Consider the following 21,920-nt stretch of genomic DNA (forward strand, 5'->3'; position numbering starts at 1 on the left):
TCGGGAAGCGGGCGGCGGGAGGCGGGAAGTGGTCTGTTATCGTCCGGCTGAGGGATGGAAGTGACGGAAGGTGCCGGGGGTGCGGTTCAATGGGTTGTAACCGGAATAGCCATAACCCTGCCCCTGCTTCGGCACGGCGGCATTGGGCGTTACCGGAGGGGGTGGTGGCGGTGTCATTGCATCCCCGCCCCCCAATGCCTGCTTCAAAGCCGCCAGCGGGTCCTGCTGCTGTTGCTGCTGCTGTTGCTGCTGACCAAACAGGTCAAAGCCCGGTGTCCGGTTCGGGGTTTCCTCACCGGTGGTGACATAGCCCGGATTGCGGGGGCCATACTGTTTCATCAGTTGCCCATAGTGATCCTGAATCGCTTCCGGTAGCTGGGCTTTCTGGTCTTTGAGGCTCAACCCTGCTACATCGGCCTGTGCCTGCTGGGCAGCGACTTCCTGTAATTGCTCGATCAACTTCCCGGGATCATTGACCTTATTGCCCGGATCAAAGGTCTGTTTCTTCTGACCGGCAAAGTTGTTCAGGTTGGAGAGGGAACTGAGGTAGAACTGCTTCACCGGATTACCATCGTCACCGAGCAGGCTGACCAGCGGGTCTTCATTGCGGTCGCTGTGATTGAAGCGGATACCGCTGACGTTACTGGCCTTAATGCCGGGATGCTGGTTGATAAACTCGATGGCGTCCTGCGCATCCCGTGGGTCCTGCCCCTGATGATACTTTTGCAGCATCCGGTTCAGCTTTCCCGCGTCCTGCGTCAGGGGGCTTTGCACCGTTTCCCTGCGCTCCATGGGCATTCCGTAACCGGCCTGACCGCCACTGCCTTGCGGCTGTCCGGCCTGACCTCTATTGTTCGGGTTGCCCTGTCCATAACCACCATAAGGCTGACCCTGAACCTCGGCCAGTTGCCGCTGGCGGTTGTAGAAATTGTCAGTTTCCGTCCGATCTATCTGCTGCTGGTTCAAAGCCTGCTGCTGTTGCTGACCATTGTACTCCTGTTGCTGTCTGCGCAGCTCACCAAGGCGCTGGTTGATGGCGTGCTGTTCATCGGCGTAGCCTGGCACTTTGGTGCTGTGGCCAATCGAATCAAACTTGTTCTGATAAACCCTGCCATCCGGTCCGATATACATGGTGATCCTCCCTGACCCTGTGAATTAATACTCGTAATCAAACGACTCGCGGTAATTCCACTGCCCGTTGTTATCGTAGGTCTGCACCAGTCCGTTCTGCCAACGGTTCGCTGCCTGGTTAAACGCCTGGTTCTGCGCCGCCAGTTTCATCTCGTCCTGCTTGAAGCCATAACCCAGATCGTACTGACGGGCGGCTTCATTGAGCTGGTCGTACTTGATCTTGTTGTCAGTGAACATATCCGCCGCCAGTTTGTAGACATTGGCGGCACTGCTCAGGCCATCGGTGGCGGTCTTGGCGGTATCCAGCCCCAGCTCCGCCACATCGAGGTTGCGGTTCCAGCTTTCCTCTCTGGCGGTGTCCCGCACCTGATTCTGGATGGCCGAGAGTCCCGCCGCCTTGTGCAGGGCATTGCTGGTGCCAAACCCGGCAAACCGTGCCGAATTGGGATTCACGCCAATCCGGCGCATATCCCGTTCGTACTCGGATTGTTGCAGGTCGGCGTTGGCCTGATAGTCGCTGGTCGCCTCGCCTAACCGGCTCTCCAACTGGGCATCCGATACCGTGGCGTTGTCGCCCAGGTACTGAAAGTTGGGCTGGTAGTTGTCGAACACGTCAAACAGCTTGTCGCCATACTCCTTTAGCTGGTCCGCCACATCGGTGGCTGCATCGATATTGAGTTGGTAACGCTGCTCGCTGTCATCGTAGGCATAGCGGGGTGTTATATCGGGCAACCCGTAACCGTTACCGCTGTTGCGATGGTTGTTACTGCCTCCCAGTGAAAAGGTATTGAAGTTCCCCATCTGGTCTAGGCTTTTCTGATACGCACTGTTGCCGGTCAGGCCGTAACTCATGCCAGAGTCCGGTATTCCCCGACGGGTGAGTCCCTGTGAACGTGTCATGCCCATGGTGAGTCTCCTGTTTATTAGCCCGTGGCCGTTTATTCGCCGGTGGCCGTCCAGTGGATAATGGCGTCGGCTACGCTGACATCGGTGGCACCGAGGTCATAAGCGGTGGTGTCCCAGTAGAAATTGTTAAGCGGGGCATCACTGACCGGTTGCGCCCGCTGGTAATAGATCGTGGCAGCAATCTCGCGGATATGAACATAAGCCTGGCTGGAAGGAACGTAGTTTGGCTCGTAAAAACTGCCAGCCTGTGACTGTCCGTCATATCCGGCCCTTTCTGCCCAGAGTTCCACTTCCGGGTAGATATTGCCGTCTTTGTGAACCACATCTTCCCAGCGCATGGAAATATCCGTAAACCAGGTGACTTCCCACTCTTTTGTGAAAGAGTCATTGGACGTGGTTTTCTCGTAGGTGTTGTATTCGCCCCGATCATTGGGGAGTCGCACCCTGGCCCGTCCTTTTACCTTGTCCTGCCCCCAGGCTTTGCTGTCATAGCGGTAGAGGTTCCTGACCTCAAGCCGTATATCCACCTTGGCAAAATACAAAATCCGGCTGATCTCCCACCCGGAACCGATTTGCGGGTCACCAATGCTAATGGTGTGTCGGAAGGTCTGTGCTGAATTGGTGGGACTGAGGGTTTTCTGGTAGGGGTTGGCAATCTTGTTCTCATCCCGGTAGTCGTAGGTAACGCTGCCACTGTTGAATGTACCCTCACGGTCTTCCGCTAAAAAATACAACCCCACCTCATAGCGGCCCTGGGTCATGGTCTGGCTCAGTTCGATGTCGTGGGTGGTGAACTGGTCGATGTCCACAGCCACCGTTTCCCCGTCGATCCACTCCCCCCATTGCTGCCGGTACCGGAGGGTCACGCTCACCTTACGGTTCTGCCAGGTACCACCGCTGCCGGTGGAACGCTGGCTGGCAACCCGCCCTTTCAGGGTGACCTTTTTCACCTGATCCACACCGCCTCTGGTAAAGGTGGTGGTATTGCTGGCCCCCTGGTAAAGGGCGTTCCTGACCTCCGTCTTGCTGCCATCCGCCAGCAGCAATCGGGCATAGGGTTTGAACACCCACGCCCCTTCAATGGAGCCGTGAGGCATCGGGGATGAGTGGTACAGTTCCAGCCGCTGGGACTGGTCGGGGTAGTCGGCGTTATAAACGGTAATATCGCGGGGATAGAGGTTAATGGTGGGCTGGCTTTTGAAATAGGCGGGAATCACCACGGTCTTGTTATGCCTGCCGATGCCGCTTTCTGTGCGGCGCACCTCTTTATAACGAACATGGCCAGAGCTGGCGGTGTAGATATAGGACTCAATCCGCCCCTCTTTCAGCACCAGGTAATCATTGGTAGCAATACCACCACTGCCGGTGATCACCATCTGACCAAATCCATCGCTGCCGGTACTCAGCTCGATGGAACCCTGCCCCACCGTCAGCGCCGTGCCGTTTTGCAGTTCACCGGACTGAAGCTGGCTGATATTCACCGGGCCGTTGACGGCCAGATAGCCATTGAAGATCAACACATACTCCGGTTCTGCTTCGGTGCCAATATTGCGCACCGAAAACGGCTGCTCCGACAGCTCCGGGCTTTCCAGCATCAGGTCGGCCAGATTGATAATGGCCGTCCCTTGTCCTGCGGTTCCGGCCAGTGCATTGAAGCCACTCACCTGTCCGGCACTGTTGACGTGGCGTACCCAATAATAGTGCAGCGTGGTATTGCCGGTGACATCGGTATAGCGGCTGCCACTGGCTTCGTGGACCAGTGACGCCTGCGCCCGGTCATCTATCTGAGCTCGCCATACTTCCGTGTGGTTATGCCCATCATAGGCCGGGGCATCCCATTGCAGAATCACAGCACCAAAGATGCCATTGGAGGACAGGCCGGTGGCCGGAGTTGGGACGTCCGGTGTGTTAACACCACCGCCATTTCCACCATCACCAGTTACCGTTGTATCTGGCAGTACCGGCTCCAGGGTATCGGTAATGGAACCCACAGCAGAGGCAGGCAGGCTCAACCGTTGCCCTTTCTCCTTGGCCAGTCCCAGCTCTGCCAGCTCACTGTGCAGCACCGCCTTGTCTCCGGCATTGCCGCTGCGACCGGCGAGGCGGTTCAGGAACTCACGCACGTAGCGGTCTACCGTTGCAGGCAGTGCGGGAAATTTAGCCATAAAGGGAATCAGTCCTTAGAGTTCGGCCATCGAGCTGGCAACAATCACGGCTGTCACGGTATCGGTGCCTTCCAGCTCAAACTGCCAGCGGCTGCCACGGCCTGCGGGGAGACGGAAGCCCCGGTCAGACGTGACCGGCAGTTCCAGTACCTGCTGCTCATCACGGAATACCCGAAACATCAGGTCGGTGTAGCTGTCCGCCATGATCCTTGCCGAACTGAACAGGGCAGGCTTTCCTCGAAAGACTTTGCTTCGCCAGCGATATGGCATCAGCTCTGAGCCTTTGTCCCACGCCTTGATGGTGTCACCGATGGCCAGATAGAGGCTGTCATCCTGAAGATCACGGTAACAGGCATCGGCGTAAGTGCCGAGCTCGGTAAAGGTGCCGCTGTCAGGACTGAAGATAAAACCGCCGCCGTTTATTGAGTCACCGTAAAAACCAAAGTACCGGCCATCGTGGAAGCAGCCGTGGATAGTCTCCGGCTGGAAGCGTTCCCGCCAGTCTTCCGGGTTGATGATGTTACGGGTCATCAGGTCAGCCCGGCCGCCAGCGATCCGCACCAGCCCATCGGGGGAGGCGTAGAGTGCCATATCCCCCATATCCACCATGCTGCGTTTGCTGATGCAGGCATGGGCCGTATCCAGCCGTTCCAGGGTCATGGCACTGGGTTCAGTACCGAATGCCACATAGGGATAACCGTCAGTGACAATGATCACACTGTTGGCGGCCACCGCCAGTGATTGTATCTCATACTCCACCGCCAGCCGGTAAGCCGCTGGCCATGCGTATAAATGATAAGGCTCACTGAACATCAATTCTTTGCCGGAAAAACCCACCGCCACGCCACCGGGCAGCAGCACCATGCCTTGCAGGTCATTGGGAGGCGCGATCCAGCCGATGGTTTTCAGGATGCCGCCCCGTTGATCCCATGGGGTTTGATCCACCACGCTGGTGACGCCCACCGGGGTATCGGTAGAGACTGTTCCAGCGTTGTTGATCTGAGGACAGAGCTGATACACGCCCACCTGAGTACTGGTGTAAACCCTGAAGTGGGTAATGTTCATATCAACCGCACCCGGCCCTGAAGCCAATGTCAGGTTGACAGTTTCACCGGGCAGTACGCTTATCTCAGCAGAAGGCAATGACGACGGCCCTTCCCGGCCGTTCTCATCCACCCAGGTGTAGGTATAGAAGCGGGTTTCGGCGTCCACTGCCTGAGCATCATCCAGCGGTGTGCCACTGAGAGTCACCACGGGTGCCACGTCCGGCTCCGGCATCCCCAGTTGATGGTCATTAACCGGATAGTCACTGCCACCACTCAGGGCAAGGCCATTATCGGTGTAGCGGGGACCTTTGACCGTGCCGGTGTAGTAAACCCGATTATTGGGATCGTCCGCCACCGGGGAACGTATCACGTCCACATTTGTTGCCCAGTCAAACCAGTACCGGTTGCCTTCGTTGCGATAGAGGTAGATGGACTGCGGGGTATCGTTCAGGAACTTTTCATCGGCGGGTTGGTAGTAGGCTCTCAGGCTGCCATTGGATAAACGACAGTCAATGGCTGCCTCCGCCTGAGTATCTTCCAGCAGATGGCTGTCCAGCCAGGGGACTTCGCCGGTAAAGGAGGTGATGTCGAGTTTCATGGTGGGTTATTTTTTCAGGCCGTACACCGAAACCGTGCCCACCAGTTTGTTCTGGTTCATGGCTTCCGCGTAGAACTTGATGCCCGTGATCGAGCCACTCACCGGTGCCGACAGGGTTGCCGTGATGTACGGGTCACCGTTGCCACTGTCCAGATGCGCAGTGAAGGAGCCTTTACCATTCGGGTTCACGGAGATCGTCATCGTCCCCGACAGAAAGACCGACTCCATCTCACCATTCACCAGGGCATAGCCGGAGTATTGGCCACCCGACAGCGTATACCCGTCACTCTTGATCACCGAGGTATTGGCCCAGCCGTACCCCGTTACCCAGGAGCCATCGGACTGCTTAAAGGCCATGCCCAGTTTTTTCTCCCGGTAGTCACCGTTGTCATCAATCCCGAGGTTATTAATGACCAGCTGATACCCGCCATAAAGCGCATCATCAAAACCGATGTCCAGCACCATTTCTGAAACACCCGACTGGGATACCGTACTGAGCAGTTTCATATCGTCTTCCTCTGCGTTATTGCCCTGGCTCTCCAATGCCTCTATCCGTGCGGTCAGGTCGGTAATAATGTCCTGAAGGCTCTCTACCGAAGCAATGGTGTGAATATGATCCGGTGGCGCGGTTAATGAGGTCACCACCCCACCCACCAGTGCGAACAACTTGCCATCGGCGGTATTGATCGCCACCTCCCCTGAGGCCAGATCGGACGACAGCGGAACCTTGCCGGGTGTCGCCGAGCTTTTCAGTTTGATGGTGTTGGACACAGGCCCATTCCTCTGGTTGCTGCCGGATCAGAAGGTGCCACCATCCAGCACCACACCGTTCACCGAACCACCGGTGATGGTGACACTGGCCGCAGACTGAAGCGCCATGCTGTCCAGCCCCAGGTTACTCCGGGCAGTGGCGGCGTTGGTCAGATCCGCCAGGTTGGAGGACTTGGCCAGTTTGGTACCGATCTGGGTGGTCAGGTTGCTGATGGTGTCGGGATCATCCCCCAGTGCCGCCGCCAGTTCGTTCAGGGTATCCAGCGCCGCCGGGGCTCCGGCCACAATGGCATCCACACCGAGCTGAACTCGTGCATCCACCTGCGCCTCATTCAATCCTCCGGAACCGGTAGCGGTGAGCACACCGCTGCCATCAATGGCCAGACCGGTCCCGACCTTGATACCACCCAGGGTCGCTCCAGAGGCCGTGGGCAGGCTGTAGTTATTGGCGTTGTCGTCGATCCCGGCCAGTTTGGTGACCACCGTTTCACCGCCAACGGCGGTCACGGAGCCATCGGTTTCACCGATAAACAGATACCCGGAGGCCTCCGAGTAGGCCAGCTCCCCTTCCGCCAGACTGGCCGGGGTGTTGGTAATGGCACTGCGTTTGATCTGAATGGTGTTCGCCATGGTTGACGCTCCTGTCTATCTATGACGGTTCAGGGGAAAAAAGCGGTCAGAAATAACCGCCATTAACATTGGCAGCAGGGCTCTGGTTCACCAGGTCTGCCACCGAGTCATGCAATACCTCCATCTCGTTTTTCATGGCGGTCAGTTGCAACTTGTCGGCCTCATGGGCATCGTGCCAGCGTTGGATATCGCCATGGTGCTGGATGATGTCGCTGTTGAGCTGCCGGTTTTCCGTGGTCATCGCCCACAGCGAGCTGGACAGGGCATCGGCACGCCCGACAGCCTCTTCGATCTGTGGCAACCCCGTGGCCAGGGCTTCCTCGATCGCCTGTCGGTCTTCGGCAATGCTCTGCTGCTGGGCAGCCACCACGGCCACGCCGTTACCAAGGGTGGCAACCACCGTCGTCTCGTTGGCCATCGCGGGCTCCTATCTCAATGCGTGGGTGACGCCTGCCTGAACAACAACCGTTCCGATGGCCACCGTCGACACCGCCTGACCATCCGGCGTGGTGACCTGGACATCAAACTCATAGCGGTAGGGGGTCAGCTCATTGGTCTCTTCCGGTGCCAGGTACATCACCGCCGTCGTGCCGGATACCGTCATCCGTTTTTGCAGTGCGGCTTCGTCATCCGGCTGCATCCGGTGAAACTTCAGTGTGAAGATCAGCGTCCACCCGGTCAGGTCCAGCGACGTGCCATCCTCACCACTGAACGACACCGGTACGGAATAGCTGTCACCCCGGATAAAGGCAGGCAGGGTGGTGGAAGCAGGAATGGCCATCAGACAAACCGCCTGCGGGTCACCGACTGCTCACCACCACTGACGCCCACCAGTCCACGGATGCGTTTTTTATTCAGTTCCCGTTCGTACTTCTGCCGGTTGACCTCTGCAAGCTGGGGGTTGGTCCACGGTTCATCGGGCATCCTCTGCAAATCCGCCAGTACACCCCAGCAGGCAAACTCAAGGGTCAGATTGCCCACCTCGTCCGGCACTTCTGTGGCAGCAAACGATGGCATCAATGTCAGCTCAATATCGTGCATGACACTCTTGTCAGGGATCGGAGCAACACTCAGGGCAGTGGTTTCAACATGGCGGTAGTAGTAGGGGGTGCTGGCAGATATATAAGGGGGCAGCAGATCACGGCTTTCCAGTCGGGTGCCGTCCTGCCGCAGGATGTTCTGCACCGTGGCGATCTCACTGCCAGCGGGGGCGGTCAGGGTGTAGTCCTTAATGCCCTTCACCATAAACAGCTTGTCACTGTGCCGCCAGATATTGGCCCGATGGCAAATGTCCCGCAGGGTAATGATCAGGTAATTGCGGATCACCTGATCCGGGCAGCCCTTGGCATACGGGCGTATGCGGGAAAGGTAGGTGTCCAGTTCCATCTATCCCTCCACCTTGCCCTGAAGCATTTGCCGGAAAAGCTGATCTACATTCCACTTCAGCCCCAGGTCGTTGGCAAACATGGCCAGATAACTCTGCGCCTGCTGCATATTGGCTTCCGTTTCCATATCCATGCTGAATGCCCGGAACAGCATGTAGTTGATCACCGGGTTGATCCACAGCTCATCCAGACTGAATAACTGGGTGTCGGTGTCAAAATCGGTAATGGCTATTCGTGCGGGTGCCTGGCTGACCAGCAGATTAAGCGGGTGATCCGCCGGGGGCACAGGGTACACATAAAACACGGACGGACTTTTCTGGTCGTAGACAAACTGTTCCACATCCGTACCGGTGGCGGTCGTCCAGTTGGGCAACAGACTGTCGAGGCTGCTGCGGGTGGAGGCAATCACCGTCCGGCCTGTGGATGGATTGTCCACAATATCCAGCAACCGGTAAGTGCCGGGCGGCAGTGACTGCACCGCCTGCGGCTGACAGGTAAAGGGCAGGAGCTGAGAGTTCACATCAGGCCGGTTCTGCACCACCGCCAGCAGTGCTTCGTTGTAGGCATCCAGCAGGTTGGCATTGGTCCAGCGGGGAACGGCCGTGTTGTCCTGAAGCAGGTCACGAACCCGCTGGATAATAGCAGTAACCTTCATCACCTACAGCCGGTTACCCTGTTGATCACAGAACTCCAGATCCACGCCTATTCGTTTCTTCAGCCTCGGGTTGTAGATAAAGACGCTATGGTTGTTCTTGTTCAGCACAAATCGCAGCGGCTTTCGGTGACGTGATTGTGGTGATGGTACTGGCTGTGCCAACGCGGTGGGCACCTCAGTCACGTCCGGCGCTTCCAATTCTTCCAGCTCTTCCGGTTGTTCCAGTGGTTCACCACCGTTCATCAGCTGACGTATTTCGTTTTTTAACTCATCCAGCTTCTTGCGCTTATCGAGCTCCACGTTAAACATCTGCCGGGCAAAGGATTCCAGTTCATCTTTGCTGCGGCAGGTTTCCAGGTTAAAGGCCATTTTTTCAGCTCCTCTGAAAAACGCATCCCGCCACCCGCTGACCGCTCCCCGCAAAAGCACCACGAATGGAGTCTTGTACGGGAAGCAGGCAGCGGGAAGCGGGCAGCGAAAAAATTAAGAACGCTTCGCTGCCAGCAAAACACCCGCATCCGGCTTCAGCACCTTGTACCCATACACCTGCAGGCCACGGTGCCCCATGCCGAAGTGCTTCTCCAGCGTCAGGCTCTCATGCTTGATAAACTGCGACGCAAACCCGGCAAAATCTTTCACACCCGCCAGGCACTGAGTCACTCCCGACGCAGTGGCCAGATTATTACTGCAATAGAGCGTGAAGCGATCGATGATCCCGAGTCGGCCATTACGCATGATGGAGGTTCCATCACCAGCCAGAGAGGCATCTTTCAGCTCAGACTTCTTGATCATCCCGCACACCCAGGGTGGCAGTACCAGCCAGCGGTCGGACTCAGGAATGTTCTTCTCGTCCAGCAGCGTGCCCATATCGACGATGTAATCCAGCACATTGGTCTTATCCACAACGACGCCAGTACCACCGCCGTCGATCTTGTTGTCCGGATGCACATCGGTGTAGATATTCCCCAGTACATCGCCGTCTACCGCGATCTTCACGTTTTCCGCTGCATCCGCAGAAGACTCGTTGATCAGCTCGATATTGGACTGGACACTCTGGATGTAGTCATCCACAAAGGCGTAGTACTTGGTCTTGTCGATGGGCATTTCCACCTTGGGTGGTTCCAGATCCTGATACTCAACCCCCACGGCACGATCATAATCCGCGACCGTAATATCAGGCCGGGTACGGATCACCACCTTGGAGCCTTCCGACTGGATCTCGCCTTCCCACTTGGTGTTACAGATGGCCGCCAACACGGTTCGTTTATAGAACTTCGCGTTGAGCTTTTTGGAATAAATAACGGACAGGGCATTGGCCATAGCCCCCGTTGGAAACGTAGTGTTTGCCATGATTCAAGTCCTTTGAATCACGGGAAGCGGTTAAACGACGATGATTAAACGCTCCCCTCAGAGGCGACCTCCCTGCTTGATCCACTGGGCCAGAATCTTGTCGAGTTTTTCTTCATTGTCGTTAAACTCTTTCTGCGGCATGGCCGCAATCTGTTCCAGCGTCAGGGTCGGTTGGTGCCCCCGGGTTTTAGGGACTGAGTGGGTCCGCACCGGCGGTTCACTCAGCTGCTTTGCCTGCTGCATTTTCTGTACTGGATCAGGTACCGGTTTCGGTGCAGGCTTGTTTACACCTGCGGCCTCTTTATAGAGACTCATGACCTGCGCTGCACCCAATGGGCTGACACGACTCAACTCCTGAACATCAGCAGCCTGTCGTGCAAACCAGCCTTTAAAATCCTCACTGGCTGAGATCTGCTCTACATCCGGATGCAGACTGCGCAACTTGTTCCAGAATGCCTGTTGTGCCCGTTCCGCCTCCTGCTCCTGCCGAGCCTTCTCAATGGCGGCCAGCCGCTGTTCCAGTTTGCGGTTGAGCTGTTCCGACTCATCCAGCTTGTTGAACACCGGGTCCAGCTCCTGGTAGTCCTTACGGAGTTCCTGGAACTGGTCGGACGGCTCTGGCTCACTGTTTGGCTGAGCAGTACCCTGCTGACTGAGCAGATCCACCTTGGCCTTCAGCAACGCCATCTGCTGCTGAAGCTCGGTATTGCTCCGCTCCAGGTCAGCGGCTTTCTGGGTGGCCTGAGTCATCAGGGCATGGGCATTCTTGCGGGACTCTTCCGCCTTGGTGTACTTGTCCTGCCAGTCTTCACCGTTATCGTCATTGGATGCTGGAGCAGGCGGCTCTGACGGTTCGTCATCAGCGTCCGACTCCGGTTCGGGTGGCGGGGGTAACTCATCAGCGGGTGGGTTCTGATCGGTCTGCTTGTCCTGCTCGTCTTCTTGCTGTGCAAAAGCGGCAGGGGCGTCCGTAGTCAAACCCATAAGGGCTGCCAGTTCGGCGTCAGTTTCCTGATCCAGCTTTTCGGCATCTATGGCCATCTTCACTCTCCCTGTGGGGCTCGTTGGCTTGTCCACATTGGTTGCGCCTGTGAAAGTCCGTGGGGCTCGGGGCTTGTCCATGTTCTTTCAGGCATTGTTCGCCGCCCGCTTTCCGCTGCCCGCCACCCGTAAAAGACGATACTGGTTTGGCTTTTACGGGAAGCGGGGAGCGGACAGCGGGTAGCGACGAAAGTTATTGTCGTAAATAGGTTCGCGATCGCTGCGACAGTTGCATCAGATCACTGAGTTCCTGAGTCTTACCCTGCAGGAGGGTGCTCTCTCTGAATGATTGAAACAATAGTGCTCTATTTTCACAGCTACTATGGGAACACCACTCATAATAGTTAACTGTCATGCCCGCTTCTGTTATTTCCAGCTCTACCAAAAGCATCGTTTTGCAAATTGAAGTTTCTATAGATTCAGGCAACATGCTGAATCTTGAAGATAGTTTACAGCGTGCACTCAATGAAGCCGGGCAGCTTGGAACAAAAGAGTTATTGGGGCTATTTGAATCACCCAATAAAGAACCTATCGTCGTTAATCAGCAGAAGTGGAACTACAAAGGAAAGGTTCTTAAGCACTATGAAACCTTATACGGTCGTATACCTTTGGAGCGCTCCGTATATCAGGGTGTCAGAGGTGGCAGTACTCTGGCAGCACTTGATCTTCGTGCCGGTATTATTGGTTCAGCTACCCCCAAATTTGCCAAGTCTATCGCCTGGAAATACAGCCAGATGCCAGCGCCTGCGGTAAAAGAAGATTTTGAGACCAACCATCAAAGGACGCTTTCAAATTCTTATATCAAGCATTTATCGGACAGAGTAGGTGCATTAATTGAAGACCAGCAAGACACTCACTACCACCTTCCTCCACTAAAAGAGCCTGTTGAAACAATAGCCATTGGTCTGGATGGAACCTGCATGCTGCTTTGTGAAGAAGGCTGGAGGGAAGCCATGTGTGGGACATTGAGCCTATATTCTGCAGATGGAGACAGGCTCCACACGATATATACAGCCAGTTCGCCAGAGTATGGTAAACAAAGCTTTATGAGCAAGCTCGACGAGGAGATTGCAGATCTAAAACGACTCTACCCAAATGCCACATACATCGGGGTAGCTGACGGGGCTAGAGAAAACTGGAGTTATTTGAAACAACATACCTCTGGGCAGATACTCGATTTTTATCATGCATCTGAATATTTAGCTGGAGCAGCGGAAGCACTGTTTCCAACCAGTAAGGCGAAGCGACACCAGTGGCTTGAAGACAGGCTACATAGTTTGAAAAACAAGCGTGGAGCAGCCAAAAAAATCCTTCAGGAAATTGAATCAGCCGAGCTCCCGAAAAAGACAATCGCACTGACAGAGAAGCGCTACAAAGCTGTGAGCTATTTTACAAACAATCACCAGTTAATGAATTATCATCAGGCGCTTAAACGCCATTGGCCAATAGGTTCAGGAGTTACTGAAGCGGCTTGTAAGACTCTGGTAAAGCAACGATTATGTGGTTCTGGAATGAGGTGGAAAGCAACAGGAGCGGAAGTGCTTTTGACAACAAGAGCACTGATCCAGAGTAAGGGGCGCTGGGAACAACTTTGGTCTGAGTTCATGACTGGAAAGGTTGAAGCTAACCTATGAGTCAGTTATCAAATTGAGAGAGCACCCGTAGCATGATCACTCCTTCCTGAAGATCATTTCGATATTCTTATTATGCCTCACTCTGAAGGCTAGCATTCTTGCTATGTTGCCAACACAAGAAGATATGCTCAACTATTGCAAGCTAATCTTTTAACATCCCTGACACAAAGTACAAACTCTCCTTATCACTCTATTGTGCACTCATACCCCTGCATCACTCTTAGTAATTGTAACGCCAGATGCCTTATTGCCGTCAGAATCCACCCTCATTGCTCCAGACCTCATACTGACCTGAGAGCCTTGAGCTTGTTCTCGCGCCTTTTGGACCTCATCTGGATTAATTGTGCTTTGCCGGTCGCGTCTCGAACGAGCCGGTTTTTTCTTAGCTTTTGTTAACTGAGAAACAGTATCCTCTAACTCCCCCTCCTCGCTTTTAGATTCTTGAGACGCCCCATTAGCATTGCCACTCTGTCCATTACCAGGAGATCGTAGCTTATGGTCAACTTGAACAATACGTATTCTAGATGTGTCTAATGATAATTGGCTTTCATCTGTTGACTGGGCTTGAGATAACTGGGTTTCAACAACCACTGCCACGATACCACTATCCTTATTAGTATTTTCAGGCTGGCCATTTTTCTCTTGGGTCGTTGTACTATATGGCGGTGGAGTTGCTCTCCCAGACAGGCCTACAGACATTTATTTTTCCTCATCAATTTTATCTTTCCTTCAAAGACCTGCTACGCCACGTGCGGTTCATATCATTGCATTCCCTATACGTATTGTTTAGGCATAAAAAAAGCCAGCAATACTGGCTTTATAAAGAGGGAAAGAAAAACTAGATAGCCTCCTCCTGATCATTCTTGCTTTCACCCATACGCCAGATCGCCATGATTGGTCCAGAGCAGGCATAGGCCAGAAAGATAAGCAACAATGTACGGGGCGGGTCCATAAACACAACAGCAAACGCCAGAACTATCGCCAACAGGAACACAAAGTGTACCCGACCTCTCAGATCAATTTTCTTGAAACTGTGATAGCGAATATTGCTCACCATCAAGACACCGGCTCCACCGGTAATCAGCGAGCCAAGTAAGGCAACAAAGGTCGATTCACCATTGAAGCCAAAGTCACTTAATGCCCACACCATACCGATCACAACGGCTGCCGCCGCAGGACTGGCAAGACCGGTAAAATAACGACTGTCTGTGACTTCAATCTGGGCATTAAACCGGGCCAGCCTTAGAGCAGCACAGGCTGCATAGATGAAGGCTACCATCCAGCCAAACTTACCAAGATCCTGCAGTGCCCAGCTAAAAGCCACCATGGCAGGGGCAACTCCAAAGGTGACCATATCCGCCAGACTGTCATACTGCTCACCAAACTTGCTCATGGTATTGGTCATTCTGGCCACGCGACCATCCAGGCCATCCAGAATCATGGCGACAAATACTGCAATACAGGCCAGGGAAAAATTACCTGCCTGTGCAGCAATAATGGCGTAAAAACCGCAAAACAGGTTGCCAGTAGTGAAAAGGTTGGGTAACAGGTAGATTCCTTTGCGTCGGATCGCCTGCCCTTCTTCAATCACCTCTTCTTCATGCTCGTCTATAGGAAAAAAGCCGTCGACGGCATCTTTATTACTCCCCGGCCTTTCCATTTTCTCAGTCATTGAAACATCTGCTCATCATTACAGAACCAGCGTGAGACTGTACCACGAATACCCTTTTTGAGGGATACAGTCAGATCAAACATTAGGGCCTGTTGACGTTTCGTTGCGTACTCAGTGACCCAGAAAAGCGTCATATGCGCGAAAGACTTGTGCAGCGTGTAGTTATTCTACATCAAGCAAGTCTGACAAAGCAGATGGCGCTTTTCTGGGTCACCCTTCGGGCGGATCAGGGCGCCCCTATGACTTCGTTGCGGCATTTTGAAAGGCAACCAGCCTTACTGCAATGCCACGCCTCGTCATAGGGGCGCCCTGATCCGCTGAGCTCGCAACGAAACGTTAACAGGCCCTAGGTCAAAGACCAACCCTGCTGACATCGTTTACGAAGTGAAGACCAGAATCGTTCAGCACCAGCATGCAGGCGTACATCGTTACGGTAGAGCTTGATCTCAACAGAGCCCCAATATTCCTGATGCTTTTCCGGGTCGACGAAGTCCACCAGCTGCCCGCTGGCCAGCTCATCAACAATGGCATAGCCCGGCAGCCAGGCAATGCCACTGCCATTCAATGCCATGACTTTCAACAGGTTCGTCAGAGAAGACTCCATAACCGGCTGAAACCGGGGAAGGTCATCAATAGCCCGTAGCAAACCATTCACCTGCCTTCCCATAAACGCTGCCGGGCTGTAACCCAGAATAGGGACAGGTTCAGTCTGGTCAGGCTTGAAGAGAGGCAAACCATCGGCACCTGGCGCACAAACCGGTCGAAGTTCGGTGTTACCCAGGGAAAGGCACAGGAAAGGAGGCTGCATCAGGGCTTCAATATCAAAAGCCAGGAGAAAATCACACCGCCCCTCCTGAAGGGCCTCAACAGCCAGATCGACATCAATACTCTCGACCCGACTTCTCAGAACATGGCCATCATTGCTCATGGTCTGTATCAGTTCTGGTAACAGCGTTACGGAAAGGGAGTGGGCTGCAGCAAAGTCCAACGGCTGTGGCCCTACACCATTCTGTCCTTTCAGCTGGTGCAGACCATCCTCCATCTGTCGAAGCAGGTTTCTGGCAGTCGTATGAAACAATCGCCCCTCCGGCGTAAGCGCCAGAGGCGTTGTAGCTCGATCAATCAACTCAACACCGAGCGATTGCTCAAGGCTGCGTATACGGCGACTGAATGCCGGTTGGGTGACATTCCGAAGCTGCGCAGCCCGGGAAAAATTGCGCAGCTCCGCTAAAGCCAGAAAATCTTCCAGCCATTTGGTTTCCAGGTTCATCCAGACTCAGAGCTATTCGAATGTGCCCTTCACCAGTAATTCACCTTCTGACATTAATAACTGTCCACGGGAAATAACATGACTGACTACAACCTCATGCTGGCTCAGGGCGGAATGAGAAAATGCGGTAAAATCAGCATCACAGCCTACCGCTATTCGACCTTTTGCAATACCCACTGAGTCTGCCACATTCGTGGAAAGGAGGGAAAAGATATCGCTCAGACCAAGATCGATATCCAACAGTCTCGGTATTGTCTTAAGGTTGGAATCCACATTGGCTGCTGTAACACCCACCATCTCACCCTTCGCATTAAACTTAGGCATACTGCCATTGCCATCTGAGCTGATGGTCAACTGACTGATTGGCACGCCCTGAGATAAAGCATAACGAACGCTGTCTGCAATATTGTCGAGCCATGCACCGCCAGAGGTCAGGTCGATATGCCCACCCCGTTTTGCCAGATCGACAGCTTCGGCAAAAATACTTTCGTTACGGTTAATATGGGTTGGAGAAAAATGCTGAATCGGCAGACCCATGGTAATCAGCTGATTAATCTGAGCCATCGGATCTGGCAATTCGCCCATATGAATATGGAGAACACCTTTCTTACCAGACACCATTCCCCCGATACGGATGTCAGACACCATTTGAGCGAGAACTTCCGTGGAAGGGAATGAACAACGGTGGTCTGCCAGGGCAACCTTAACCCCCATGACCTTATCCACATAAACCATGTCGTCACGGATGGAACCGGTGATGGTTCGGGTTGGCACCTCATAAGAACCCGTATGCATGAAGGCATTCAAACCTTCAAGTTCCAGTGCCTTCACCTTTGCGTACAGATCCTTTGGTGAACGGGTAATACCATCCGTTCCAAGAATGCCCACAACAGAGGTCAGGCCCGCTTTTACCAGATCAGAAAGCATCAGCTGAGGTACACGGGTAGCATACCCTCCTTCACCGCCACCACCGATTAAATGCACATGCTGATCAATGAGTCCCGGACCAACAATCGCGCCCTGCATATCGACCACATGACAGTGACCAGGCAGAACCTGATCCACTTTATCTTCAATGGCAACGATTTTAGTTCCACAAACCAGTATATCTTTTTTCCCAAGATACTCCGGTGAATACAGCTCAGCATTCTTCAACAGCAGAAACATTTTTCCCCCAGAGAAAAAGAAAGCACCTGAAAAGGTGCTTTCTTAATCAGCCTCTTTTTTCAGCTCATATTTAAGGTGGTTGATTTGCGGTCAGCATCTGATAAAGGTCATCTTTTAACTTTGCACGATGCTGTTTCAAATCGTTATAAACGTCATCGGTTACGGGCACATCACTGTCTTCAAGTCCGCGCACCTGATGATCCAGCTTGTGATATTCATTTGCCTTTTCAGCAAAGACGCTATCCGTTTGTTTTAATCGGTTGATTTGATCATGATGCTCTGGAAACTCATGATAAAGGCTATGGCTCAGAGCATCTTTTATTTCAGACATGGAGCAACCTCCTTTAGAACAACCTGAATCAGTTTAGGCAGCTTCCAAAGTAGGCGCTATTGTCCATGTATCATGCGGCTTGCTGGTGAACGTCGCCCTGGTAGTGATTGTCGTGGCCAGTGTAATACCAGTCGACACAGGCTCTGGCTAACAGCTCAGTAGCATCAACACAGAGTTCAGGTTTCTGTCTGGCAATACTGGCAAGGCCGATCGGAATTTCAGTACAACCGAGAATAACGGCTTCAGCACCCTCATTGATCAATGCGTCAAAAACCATTTCCATGCCCTGGGCACCCTGCTCAAGACGACCCGCCTTGATGTCATAGATAGCGGTCATAACCTGCTGCTGGGCAAGGTCATCAGGCACCAGACACTGACCACCCATTGTGTGAATGCGGTTCTTATAAATTTCAGCAGCAACGGTTGCGTTGGTTGCCATCAGTCCCGCATTCAGAATGCCTCGTCGAGCCAGCTCTTTGCAGACGACATCCACAATACTGATCATCTGAACTGAGGCATGTTCTTTCAGAGCATCAAACCAGTAATGGGCGGTGTTGCAGGGAATAACCACGCATTGTGCTCCTGCATTTTCCAACCTCTTAAGCCCTTGCAGCAGGGCCGGAAACGGGTCTTCTCCTCCCTGAAGGATACAGGCACTGCGATCCGGTATCTGCGGCACATTGTGTACCAGCATCGGGATATGATCCTGATCAGTCGCTGCCTGACTCAGGGCAATCACCTTCTGCATAAAATCCACTGTTGCCAGTGGCCCCATTCCCCCAAGAATCCCCAACATCATTCTGCTCCACACCAGAATTGGTCTCTAAGCACAGTGTTTTCCATAGGGCAGGTAGTTGTGAAATGCCTAAAACGGTCAAATGATGCCGAAATGGCATAGGTCCTGTTGGCTACACTACCTTCGCTATCCTCAGAGGTTTGTGGTACAAAAACCGTTAACGATTAATTTACATTACCAAGAACCTGAAATACTCATTACTCTGAGCACTTCCAAGTACGAGAAACTGGTATTTCCATAGAAAAGGTCAGCCTCTATGCGTTATTTTCTGGCAATTATTTTGCCGCCATTAGCCGTGCTACTCTGCGGTAAACCATTTCAGGTGATTCTGAATATCATTCTTACCATTCTGGGCTGGATTCCCGGTGTTATTCATGCACTTTTTGTTGTGAATAATCATCTGGCCGACAAGCGTAACAAAGAGCTGATCGACGCTATTGAGAAAAAAGATTGAGTATGAACATACAAACTTCGCTGTCTGACCATGCCTTTCTGTCCCGCAGTCTGAAGATTGCCGGAGCATTGGTTATTTCGTTTATGGTGGCTGGCTGCCAGAGCACTTATTACAGCGCCATGGAAAAAGTAGGCATTCATAAACGCGATATAATGGTAGATCGCATTGAAGATACCCAGAGTGCACAGGAGCAGGCACAGGAGCAGTTCCAAAGCGCACTGGAGCAGTTCCAGAGTGTCATCAACTTTGATGGTGGCGACCTCGAAGCAGCCTACAACGATCTGAATGCTGAATACGAAGACAGCCTGGCCGCTGCAGAAAAAGTAAGAGACCGTATTGCCAGCGTCCAGAGTGTTTCTGATGCACTGTTTGACGAGTGGGAAGAAGAACTCAACCTATATAAGAGTGACAGCCTGCGCAGAGCCAGTGCCCAAAAGCTGAAAGACACCCGACGTCAGTATCAGCGAATGATGGTCAGTCTGGAAAAATCTGAACAACGGATGCAGCCAGTACTGGATGCCTTTCAGGATCAGGTGCTTTATCTGAAGCATAACCTGAACGCCCGGGCCATCAGTGCTTTGAAAGGTGAATTCAATACTATCAAGGCCGATATTGATCGTCTGATCAGTGATATGCAGGTCTCTATTGACCAGTCACGACAGTTTATTAAAGCAATCAAGCAGCCTTAGCATGCGATTTTGCTGGAGATGAAAGATCTCCAGCAGACCTTATTCTTCCCCCCTCACCGAAAGCCCGGTTTGAGATTGCAGCTAGACTGAGAGAGCAATCCAGTCACGGGCTTACAGTGAATCACTCACCGCTTTCCACGCTCTCTCAGACAAATACCATTTTACTAATGGGTGCCATCGCGATTATCCCGATGCTTCCCATTACCCTGTATATCCCTATTCTTCCTCACATCGCCAGCCAATTTGGTTATGACACCGAGATATTTCAGCTGACCCTGCCGCTCTTTATCATCTCTCAGGTAGTAGCCATGCCCATAACGGCCATGCTGTCGGATACTGGCTATCGCTTACAGGCGCTCTACTGGGCTCTGATGGTATTTATTCTCGGAACGGTGTTGTGCATCGGCTGGCCAAGTCTCTGGTTATTCTGTACAGGCCGGGTATTACAGGCATTTTCTGCAGCAACACTGATGACGGTGATCCCCGCACTGATTAATGAGTGTTACGACACCAATTCAGTCGCCAGGATTCTTTCCTACGTCACTGCCATTGGCTTTGTGATTCCCATTGTTGGTCCTGAGCTCAGCACGCTGGCAAGCCAGCACTGGAGCTGGTATTCAGTCTTTGTCTTTATGCTGGCTTACAGCATGATCACTTTCCTTATCTGCCGAAGAAGTATTGGGAAAGCAACACCACCAGCAAACAGGATGACTATTGAACCATTAAAAAAGGGCCTGTATCACTGGAAGATAATGGTGCAGGACAAAGAGACTCAGGCCTTTCTGGTTTGCCATACGGGCATTGCCGTTGTCGGCCAGATCTACATCAGTAATTCAGCCTTTCTGTTTCTGGATTATTACCAGCTCACAGAAATCTCCTACAGCTACCTGATCAGTGCATTGTATGTAAGCCGAACGGCTATAACTTTGATCAATGGTCTGCTGCTAAAGCACGTTCTCTATAAACAACTGATAGACCTGTCCCTTCCGGTGCTGATGATACTTGCGCTTTGCATGCTGCTGCTTGACTGGTTTTATGGTGCAGCTCTGACACCCAGCCTGGTTTTGGTTGTTGCTTTTTTTGCCCTTTCCGGTCTGGTCGTTACCAATGCGTTAACCGGTGTGCTGAAAAACCATGAGAGTTGCAGTATGCAGGCATCTGCCCTGCTCTTTATCGTGTTCTCAGGTACCGCCAGTCTGCTTAATATTGCGTTGATTGCACTGCATGATGGCACTCCCAGGGTGTTATCGATGGTTTCCATGCTCATCCTTATTCTGACCTATCTTCTCTATCAGAGAATCAAATCAGGCTCCTGAATTATGACCATCACGGTAGAGAGCAATGATACCGAGGCTATAGATCTGGCTGAGTATGTCGCCTTTTGCCACAGCCAAGAGGAACTTCATGACAGAGAGCAGGTACTATCCACAGCATTCATGCTGCGACGTCTCGCAAACAATAAACATTTTCTGCTGGATTTTCTGAATAACAAGCTGAAAGACATTTCCCTGTACGACGTCAAAACCGACTTTACGCCCCCCAGTTTCTACTTATATCAATGCCCGACCTTCTCTGTACGTGCTGCTGTCTGGCTAACCGATGACAGTGAAGGCGGTGACATTGCCAAAGGTTATGGTGTAACCCATAACCATCACTTTGACTTTCTGACCTGTGGCTATTTTGGTCCGGGTTATCGAACCATTATTCATACCTGTGAAGCGGAAAAGCAGCATGGAATCATTGGCAAGAGTATGGAGATGATATTTCAGGAAGAGACTCTCCTGCCTGAAGGCAAATTGATGTTTTACCACCACACCGAGGACTTCCATGTTCAGCTGCCACCTGAGTCGCTGTCCATCTCAATCAATCTGGTTTTTCCTACTCATCCTGATGCCGGTATTCAATGTGCCATTGACCCTGAAAGCAGCAAACTGATCGCACACCTGGATACTCTGCCAGCAACAAACAGCCTGATGGCTGTTGCCCGGTTTATGCACAATGATGACACCACTACCCTATTACAAGATATTGCGCTCAATCATCACTGCCCAAGAACACGGGCAATGTGTTTTCAGTGTCTGATAGAGATCGTCCCTTCTGATCAACATTATTTCCTGCGTCAGGCCAACCAGGATCCACACGACTATGTACGTTCGATCTGTAGAATAAACGACAGATAAATCAATGTCGGAAAAATAATTTCATTAGAGACAAGCGGTTATGAGAAAT

At 52.7% G+C, this 21,920-nt stretch carries 25 protein-coding genes; 6 read left to right on the forward strand and 19 right to left on the reverse strand.

All coding sequences use genetic code 11. The features are described 5' to 3' along the window. Positions 1–36 precede the first annotated feature (36 nt). On the reverse strand, positions 37–732 hold the full coding sequence (locus tag ACOCLE_RS19920; RefSeq protein ID WP_419533944.1) for a hypothetical protein: 696 nt from the start codon (positions 730–732) through the stop codon (positions 37–39). Between ACOCLE_RS19920 and ACOCLE_RS19925 the strand changes: the two genes are divergently transcribed. Continuing rightward, positions 724–1,146 carry a hypothetical protein gene (locus tag ACOCLE_RS19925; protein ID WP_419533945.1) on the forward strand — a complete coding sequence of 141 codons (423 nt, stop codon included), beginning with the start codon at positions 724–726 and terminating at the stop codon, positions 1,144–1,146. The two genes, ACOCLE_RS19920 and ACOCLE_RS19925, sit on opposite strands and share 9 nt — an antisense overlap. A 9-nt stretch (positions 1,147–1,155) precedes the next feature. On the opposite strand, the gene ACOCLE_RS19930 is transcribed toward ACOCLE_RS19925, so the two are convergent. From ACOCLE_RS19930 to ACOCLE_RS19985, 12 genes are all read right to left on the reverse strand, one after another. After that, a complete protein-coding gene (locus ACOCLE_RS19930) occupies positions 1,156–2,037 on the reverse strand; it encodes a hypothetical protein (protein ID WP_419533946.1) in 882 nt (293 codons plus the stop codon). Positions 2,038–2,069: 32 nt separating this feature from the next. Further along, positions 2,070–4,202: a hypothetical protein gene (locus ACOCLE_RS19935; RefSeq protein ID WP_419533947.1), complete on the reverse strand. Its 2,133-nt coding sequence runs from the start codon at positions 4,200–4,202 to the stop codon at positions 2,070–2,072. A 15-nt stretch (positions 4,203–4,217) separates the two neighbouring features. Further along, a complete protein-coding gene (locus ACOCLE_RS19940; RefSeq protein WP_419533948.1) occupies positions 4,218–5,846 on the reverse strand; it encodes a hypothetical protein in 1,629 nt (542 codons plus the stop codon). Positions 5,847–5,852: 6 nt separating this feature from the next. Then, complete coding sequence (locus tag ACOCLE_RS19945) at positions 5,853–6,617, reverse strand: hypothetical protein (RefSeq protein WP_419533949.1); 765 nt, start codon at positions 6,615–6,617, stop codon at positions 5,853–5,855. A 27-nt stretch (positions 6,618–6,644) separates the two neighbouring features. Continuing rightward, positions 6,645–7,247, reverse strand: coding sequence for a hypothetical protein (locus tag ACOCLE_RS19950; RefSeq protein ID WP_066017966.1), 603 nt, complete (start codon positions 7,245–7,247; stop codon positions 6,645–6,647). Positions 7,248–7,293: 46 nt separating this feature from the next. Beyond that, the gene (locus ACOCLE_RS19955; RefSeq protein WP_419533950.1) at positions 7,294–7,665 is read right to left on the reverse strand and encodes a hypothetical protein; all 372 of its coding nucleotides are present in this window, start codon (positions 7,663–7,665) and stop codon (positions 7,294–7,296) included. A gap of 9 nt (positions 7,666–7,674) precedes the next feature. Further along, entirely contained in the window at positions 7,675–8,028 is a 354-nt protein-coding gene (locus tag ACOCLE_RS19960; RefSeq protein WP_419533951.1) for a hypothetical protein, read from the reverse strand. Continuing rightward, positions 8,028–8,633 (reverse strand): hypothetical protein, encoded by a 606-nt coding sequence (locus ACOCLE_RS19965; RefSeq protein ID WP_419533952.1) that lies wholly within the window; start codon positions 8,631–8,633, stop codon positions 8,028–8,030. The genes ACOCLE_RS19960 and ACOCLE_RS19965 overlap by 1 nt, the downstream gene beginning before the upstream one ends. Continuing rightward, positions 8,634–9,287 carry a DUF6682 family protein gene (locus ACOCLE_RS19970; protein ID WP_419533953.1) on the reverse strand — a complete coding sequence of 218 codons (654 nt, stop codon included), beginning with the start codon at positions 9,285–9,287 and terminating at the stop codon, positions 8,634–8,636. 3 nt (positions 9,288–9,290) lie between these two features. Continuing rightward, entirely contained in the window at positions 9,291–9,656 is a 366-nt protein-coding gene (locus ACOCLE_RS19975; protein ID WP_419533954.1) for a hypothetical protein, read from the reverse strand. 114 nt (positions 9,657–9,770) lie between these two features. Beyond that, the gene (locus tag ACOCLE_RS19980) at positions 9,771–10,637 is read right to left on the reverse strand and encodes a hypothetical protein (RefSeq protein WP_419533955.1); all 867 of its coding nucleotides are present in this window, start codon (positions 10,635–10,637) and stop codon (positions 9,771–9,773) included. Between the two features lie 57 nt (positions 10,638–10,694). After that, positions 10,695–11,678 carry a hypothetical protein gene (locus ACOCLE_RS19985; protein WP_419533956.1) on the reverse strand — a complete coding sequence of 328 codons (984 nt, stop codon included), beginning with the start codon at positions 11,676–11,678 and terminating at the stop codon, positions 10,695–10,697. A 353-nt stretch (positions 11,679–12,031) separates the two neighbouring features. Here ACOCLE_RS19985 and ACOCLE_RS19990 point away from each other — a divergent pair, with 353 nt between their 5' ends. Continuing rightward, the gene (locus ACOCLE_RS19990) at positions 12,032–13,312 is read left to right on the forward strand and encodes an ISKra4 family transposase (protein WP_419532972.1); all 1,281 of its coding nucleotides are present in this window, start codon (positions 12,032–12,034) and stop codon (positions 13,310–13,312) included. A 201-nt stretch (positions 13,313–13,513) separates the two neighbouring features. Here the strand turns inward: ACOCLE_RS19990 and ACOCLE_RS19995 are convergent, their stop codons facing one another. The 6 genes from ACOCLE_RS19995 to ACOCLE_RS20020 form a co-directional block, all read right to left on the reverse strand. Further along, positions 13,514–14,011, reverse strand: coding sequence for a hypothetical protein (locus ACOCLE_RS19995; RefSeq protein WP_419533957.1), 498 nt, complete (start codon positions 14,009–14,011; stop codon positions 13,514–13,516). A 139-nt stretch (positions 14,012–14,150) separates the two neighbouring features. Continuing rightward, entirely contained in the window at positions 14,151–14,984 is an 834-nt protein-coding gene (gene pssA, locus ACOCLE_RS20000; RefSeq protein WP_020582604.1) for a CDP-diacylglycerol--serine O-phosphatidyltransferase, read from the reverse strand. Between the two features lie 346 nt (positions 14,985–15,330). After that, positions 15,331–16,254 (reverse strand): LysR substrate-binding domain-containing protein, encoded by a 924-nt coding sequence (locus tag ACOCLE_RS20005; protein WP_419533958.1) that lies wholly within the window; start codon positions 16,252–16,254, stop codon positions 15,331–15,333. A 12-nt stretch (positions 16,255–16,266) separates the two neighbouring features. Further along, positions 16,267–17,421 carry a beta-aspartyl-peptidase gene (iadA, locus tag ACOCLE_RS20010; RefSeq protein ID WP_419533959.1) on the reverse strand — a complete coding sequence of 385 codons (1,155 nt, stop codon included), beginning with the start codon at positions 17,419–17,421 and terminating at the stop codon, positions 16,267–16,269. A gap of 70 nt (positions 17,422–17,491) precedes the next feature. Beyond that, positions 17,492–17,752: a YdcH family protein gene (locus tag ACOCLE_RS20015; RefSeq protein WP_020582607.1), complete on the reverse strand. Its 261-nt coding sequence runs from the start codon at positions 17,750–17,752 to the stop codon at positions 17,492–17,494. A gap of 70 nt (positions 17,753–17,822) precedes the next feature. Beyond that, positions 17,823–18,551 (reverse strand): aspartate/glutamate racemase family protein, encoded by a 729-nt coding sequence (locus ACOCLE_RS20020; protein WP_419533960.1) that lies wholly within the window; start codon positions 18,549–18,551, stop codon positions 17,823–17,825. Positions 18,552–18,804: 253 nt separating this feature from the next. On the opposite strand from ACOCLE_RS20020, the gene ACOCLE_RS20025 reads away from it, so the two are divergent. The 4 genes from ACOCLE_RS20025 (at position 18,805) to ACOCLE_RS20040 (ending at position 21,871) form a co-directional block, all read left to right on the forward strand. Continuing rightward, positions 18,805–19,002 carry a YqaE/Pmp3 family membrane protein gene (locus ACOCLE_RS20025; protein WP_020582609.1) on the forward strand — a complete coding sequence of 66 codons (198 nt, stop codon included), beginning with the start codon at positions 18,805–18,807 and terminating at the stop codon, positions 19,000–19,002. Between the two features lie 2 nt (positions 19,003–19,004). Next, positions 19,005–19,691: a DUF2959 domain-containing protein gene (locus tag ACOCLE_RS20030; RefSeq protein ID WP_419533961.1), complete on the forward strand. Its 687-nt coding sequence runs from the start codon at positions 19,005–19,007 to the stop codon at positions 19,689–19,691. 167 nt (positions 19,692–19,858) lie between these two features. Beyond that, positions 19,859–21,007: an MFS transporter gene (locus ACOCLE_RS20035; protein WP_419533962.1), complete on the forward strand. Its 1,149-nt coding sequence runs from the start codon at positions 19,859–19,861 to the stop codon at positions 21,005–21,007. Between the two features lie 3 nt (positions 21,008–21,010). Then, positions 21,011–21,871 (forward strand): hypothetical protein, encoded by an 861-nt coding sequence (locus ACOCLE_RS20040; protein WP_419533963.1) that lies wholly within the window; start codon positions 21,011–21,013, stop codon positions 21,869–21,871. Positions 21,872–21,920: the final 49 nt, after the last annotated feature.

It is taken from the genome of Endozoicomonas sp. (genome assembly GCF_965196975.1).
In the GTDB taxonomy this organism is placed as follows: Bacteria; Pseudomonadota; Gammaproteobacteria; order Pseudomonadales; family Endozoicomonadaceae; genus Endozoicomonas.

Excerpts from the sequence above, each read along its gene's own strand:
- ACOCLE_RS19920 (WP_419533944.1), bottom strand. The coding sequence starts at position 732 with ATGCTGCAAAAGTATCATCAGGGGCAGGACCCACGGGATGCGCAGGAC.
- ACOCLE_RS19930 (WP_419533946.1), bottom strand. The coding sequence starts at position 2,037 with ATGGGCATGACACGTTCACAGGGACTCACCCGTCGGGGAATACCGGAC.
- ACOCLE_RS19935 (WP_419533947.1), bottom strand. The coding sequence starts at position 4,202 with ATGGCTAAATTTCCCGCACTGCCTGCAACGGTAGACCGCTACGTGCGT.
- ACOCLE_RS19940 (WP_419533948.1), bottom strand. The coding sequence starts at position 5,846 with ATGAAACTCGACATCACCTCCTTTACCGGCGAAGTCCCCTGGCTGGAC.
- ACOCLE_RS19950 (WP_066017966.1), bottom strand. The coding sequence starts at position 7,247 with ATGGCGAACACCATTCAGATCAAACGCAGTGCCATTACCAACACCCCG.
- ACOCLE_RS19955 (WP_419533950.1), bottom strand. The coding sequence starts at position 7,665 with ATGGCCAACGAGACGACGGTGGTTGCCACCCTTGGTAACGGCGTGGCC.
- ACOCLE_RS19960 (WP_419533951.1), bottom strand. The coding sequence starts at position 8,028 with ATGGCCATTCCTGCTTCCACCACCCTGCCTGCCTTTATCCGGGGTGAC.
- ACOCLE_RS19965 (WP_419533952.1), bottom strand. The coding sequence starts at position 8,633 with ATGGAACTGGACACCTACCTTTCCCGCATACGCCCGTATGCCAAGGGC.
- ACOCLE_RS19970 (WP_419533953.1), bottom strand. The coding sequence starts at position 9,287 with ATGAAGGTTACTGCTATTATCCAGCGGGTTCGTGACCTGCTTCAGGAC.
- ACOCLE_RS19975 (WP_419533954.1), bottom strand. The coding sequence starts at position 9,656 with ATGGCCTTTAACCTGGAAACCTGCCGCAGCAAAGATGAACTGGAATCC.
- ACOCLE_RS19980 (WP_419533955.1), bottom strand. The coding sequence starts at position 10,637 with ATGGCAAACACTACGTTTCCAACGGGGGCTATGGCCAATGCCCTGTCC.
- ACOCLE_RS19985 (WP_419533956.1), bottom strand. The coding sequence starts at position 11,678 with ATGGCCATAGATGCCGAAAAGCTGGATCAGGAAACTGACGCCGAACTG.
- ACOCLE_RS19990 (WP_419532972.1), top strand. The coding sequence starts at position 12,032 with ATGCCCGCTTCTGTTATTTCCAGCTCTACCAAAAGCATCGTTTTGCAA.
- ACOCLE_RS19995 (WP_419533957.1), bottom strand. The coding sequence starts at position 14,011 with ATGTCTGTAGGCCTGTCTGGGAGAGCAACTCCACCGCCATATAGTACA.
- pssA (WP_020582604.1), bottom strand. The coding sequence starts at position 14,984 with ATGACTGAGAAAATGGAAAGGCCGGGGAGTAATAAAGATGCCGTCGAC.
- ACOCLE_RS20005 (WP_419533958.1), bottom strand. The coding sequence starts at position 16,254 with ATGAACCTGGAAACCAAATGGCTGGAAGATTTTCTGGCTTTAGCGGAG.
- iadA (WP_419533959.1), bottom strand. The coding sequence starts at position 17,421 with ATGTTTCTGCTGTTGAAGAATGCTGAGCTGTATTCACCGGAGTATCTT.
- ACOCLE_RS20015 (WP_020582607.1), bottom strand. The coding sequence starts at position 17,752 with ATGTCTGAAATAAAAGATGCTCTGAGCCATAGCCTTTATCATGAGTTT.
- ACOCLE_RS20020 (WP_419533960.1), bottom strand. The coding sequence starts at position 18,551 with ATGATGTTGGGGATTCTTGGGGGAATGGGGCCACTGGCAACAGTGGAT.
- ACOCLE_RS20025 (WP_020582609.1), top strand. The coding sequence starts at position 18,805 with ATGCGTTATTTTCTGGCAATTATTTTGCCGCCATTAGCCGTGCTACTC.
- ACOCLE_RS20030 (WP_419533961.1), top strand. The coding sequence starts at position 19,005 with ATGAACATACAAACTTCGCTGTCTGACCATGCCTTTCTGTCCCGCAGT.
- ACOCLE_RS20035 (WP_419533962.1), top strand. The coding sequence starts at position 19,859 with ATGGGTGCCATCGCGATTATCCCGATGCTTCCCATTACCCTGTATATC.
- ACOCLE_RS20040 (WP_419533963.1), top strand. The coding sequence starts at position 21,011 with ATGACCATCACGGTAGAGAGCAATGATACCGAGGCTATAGATCTGGCT.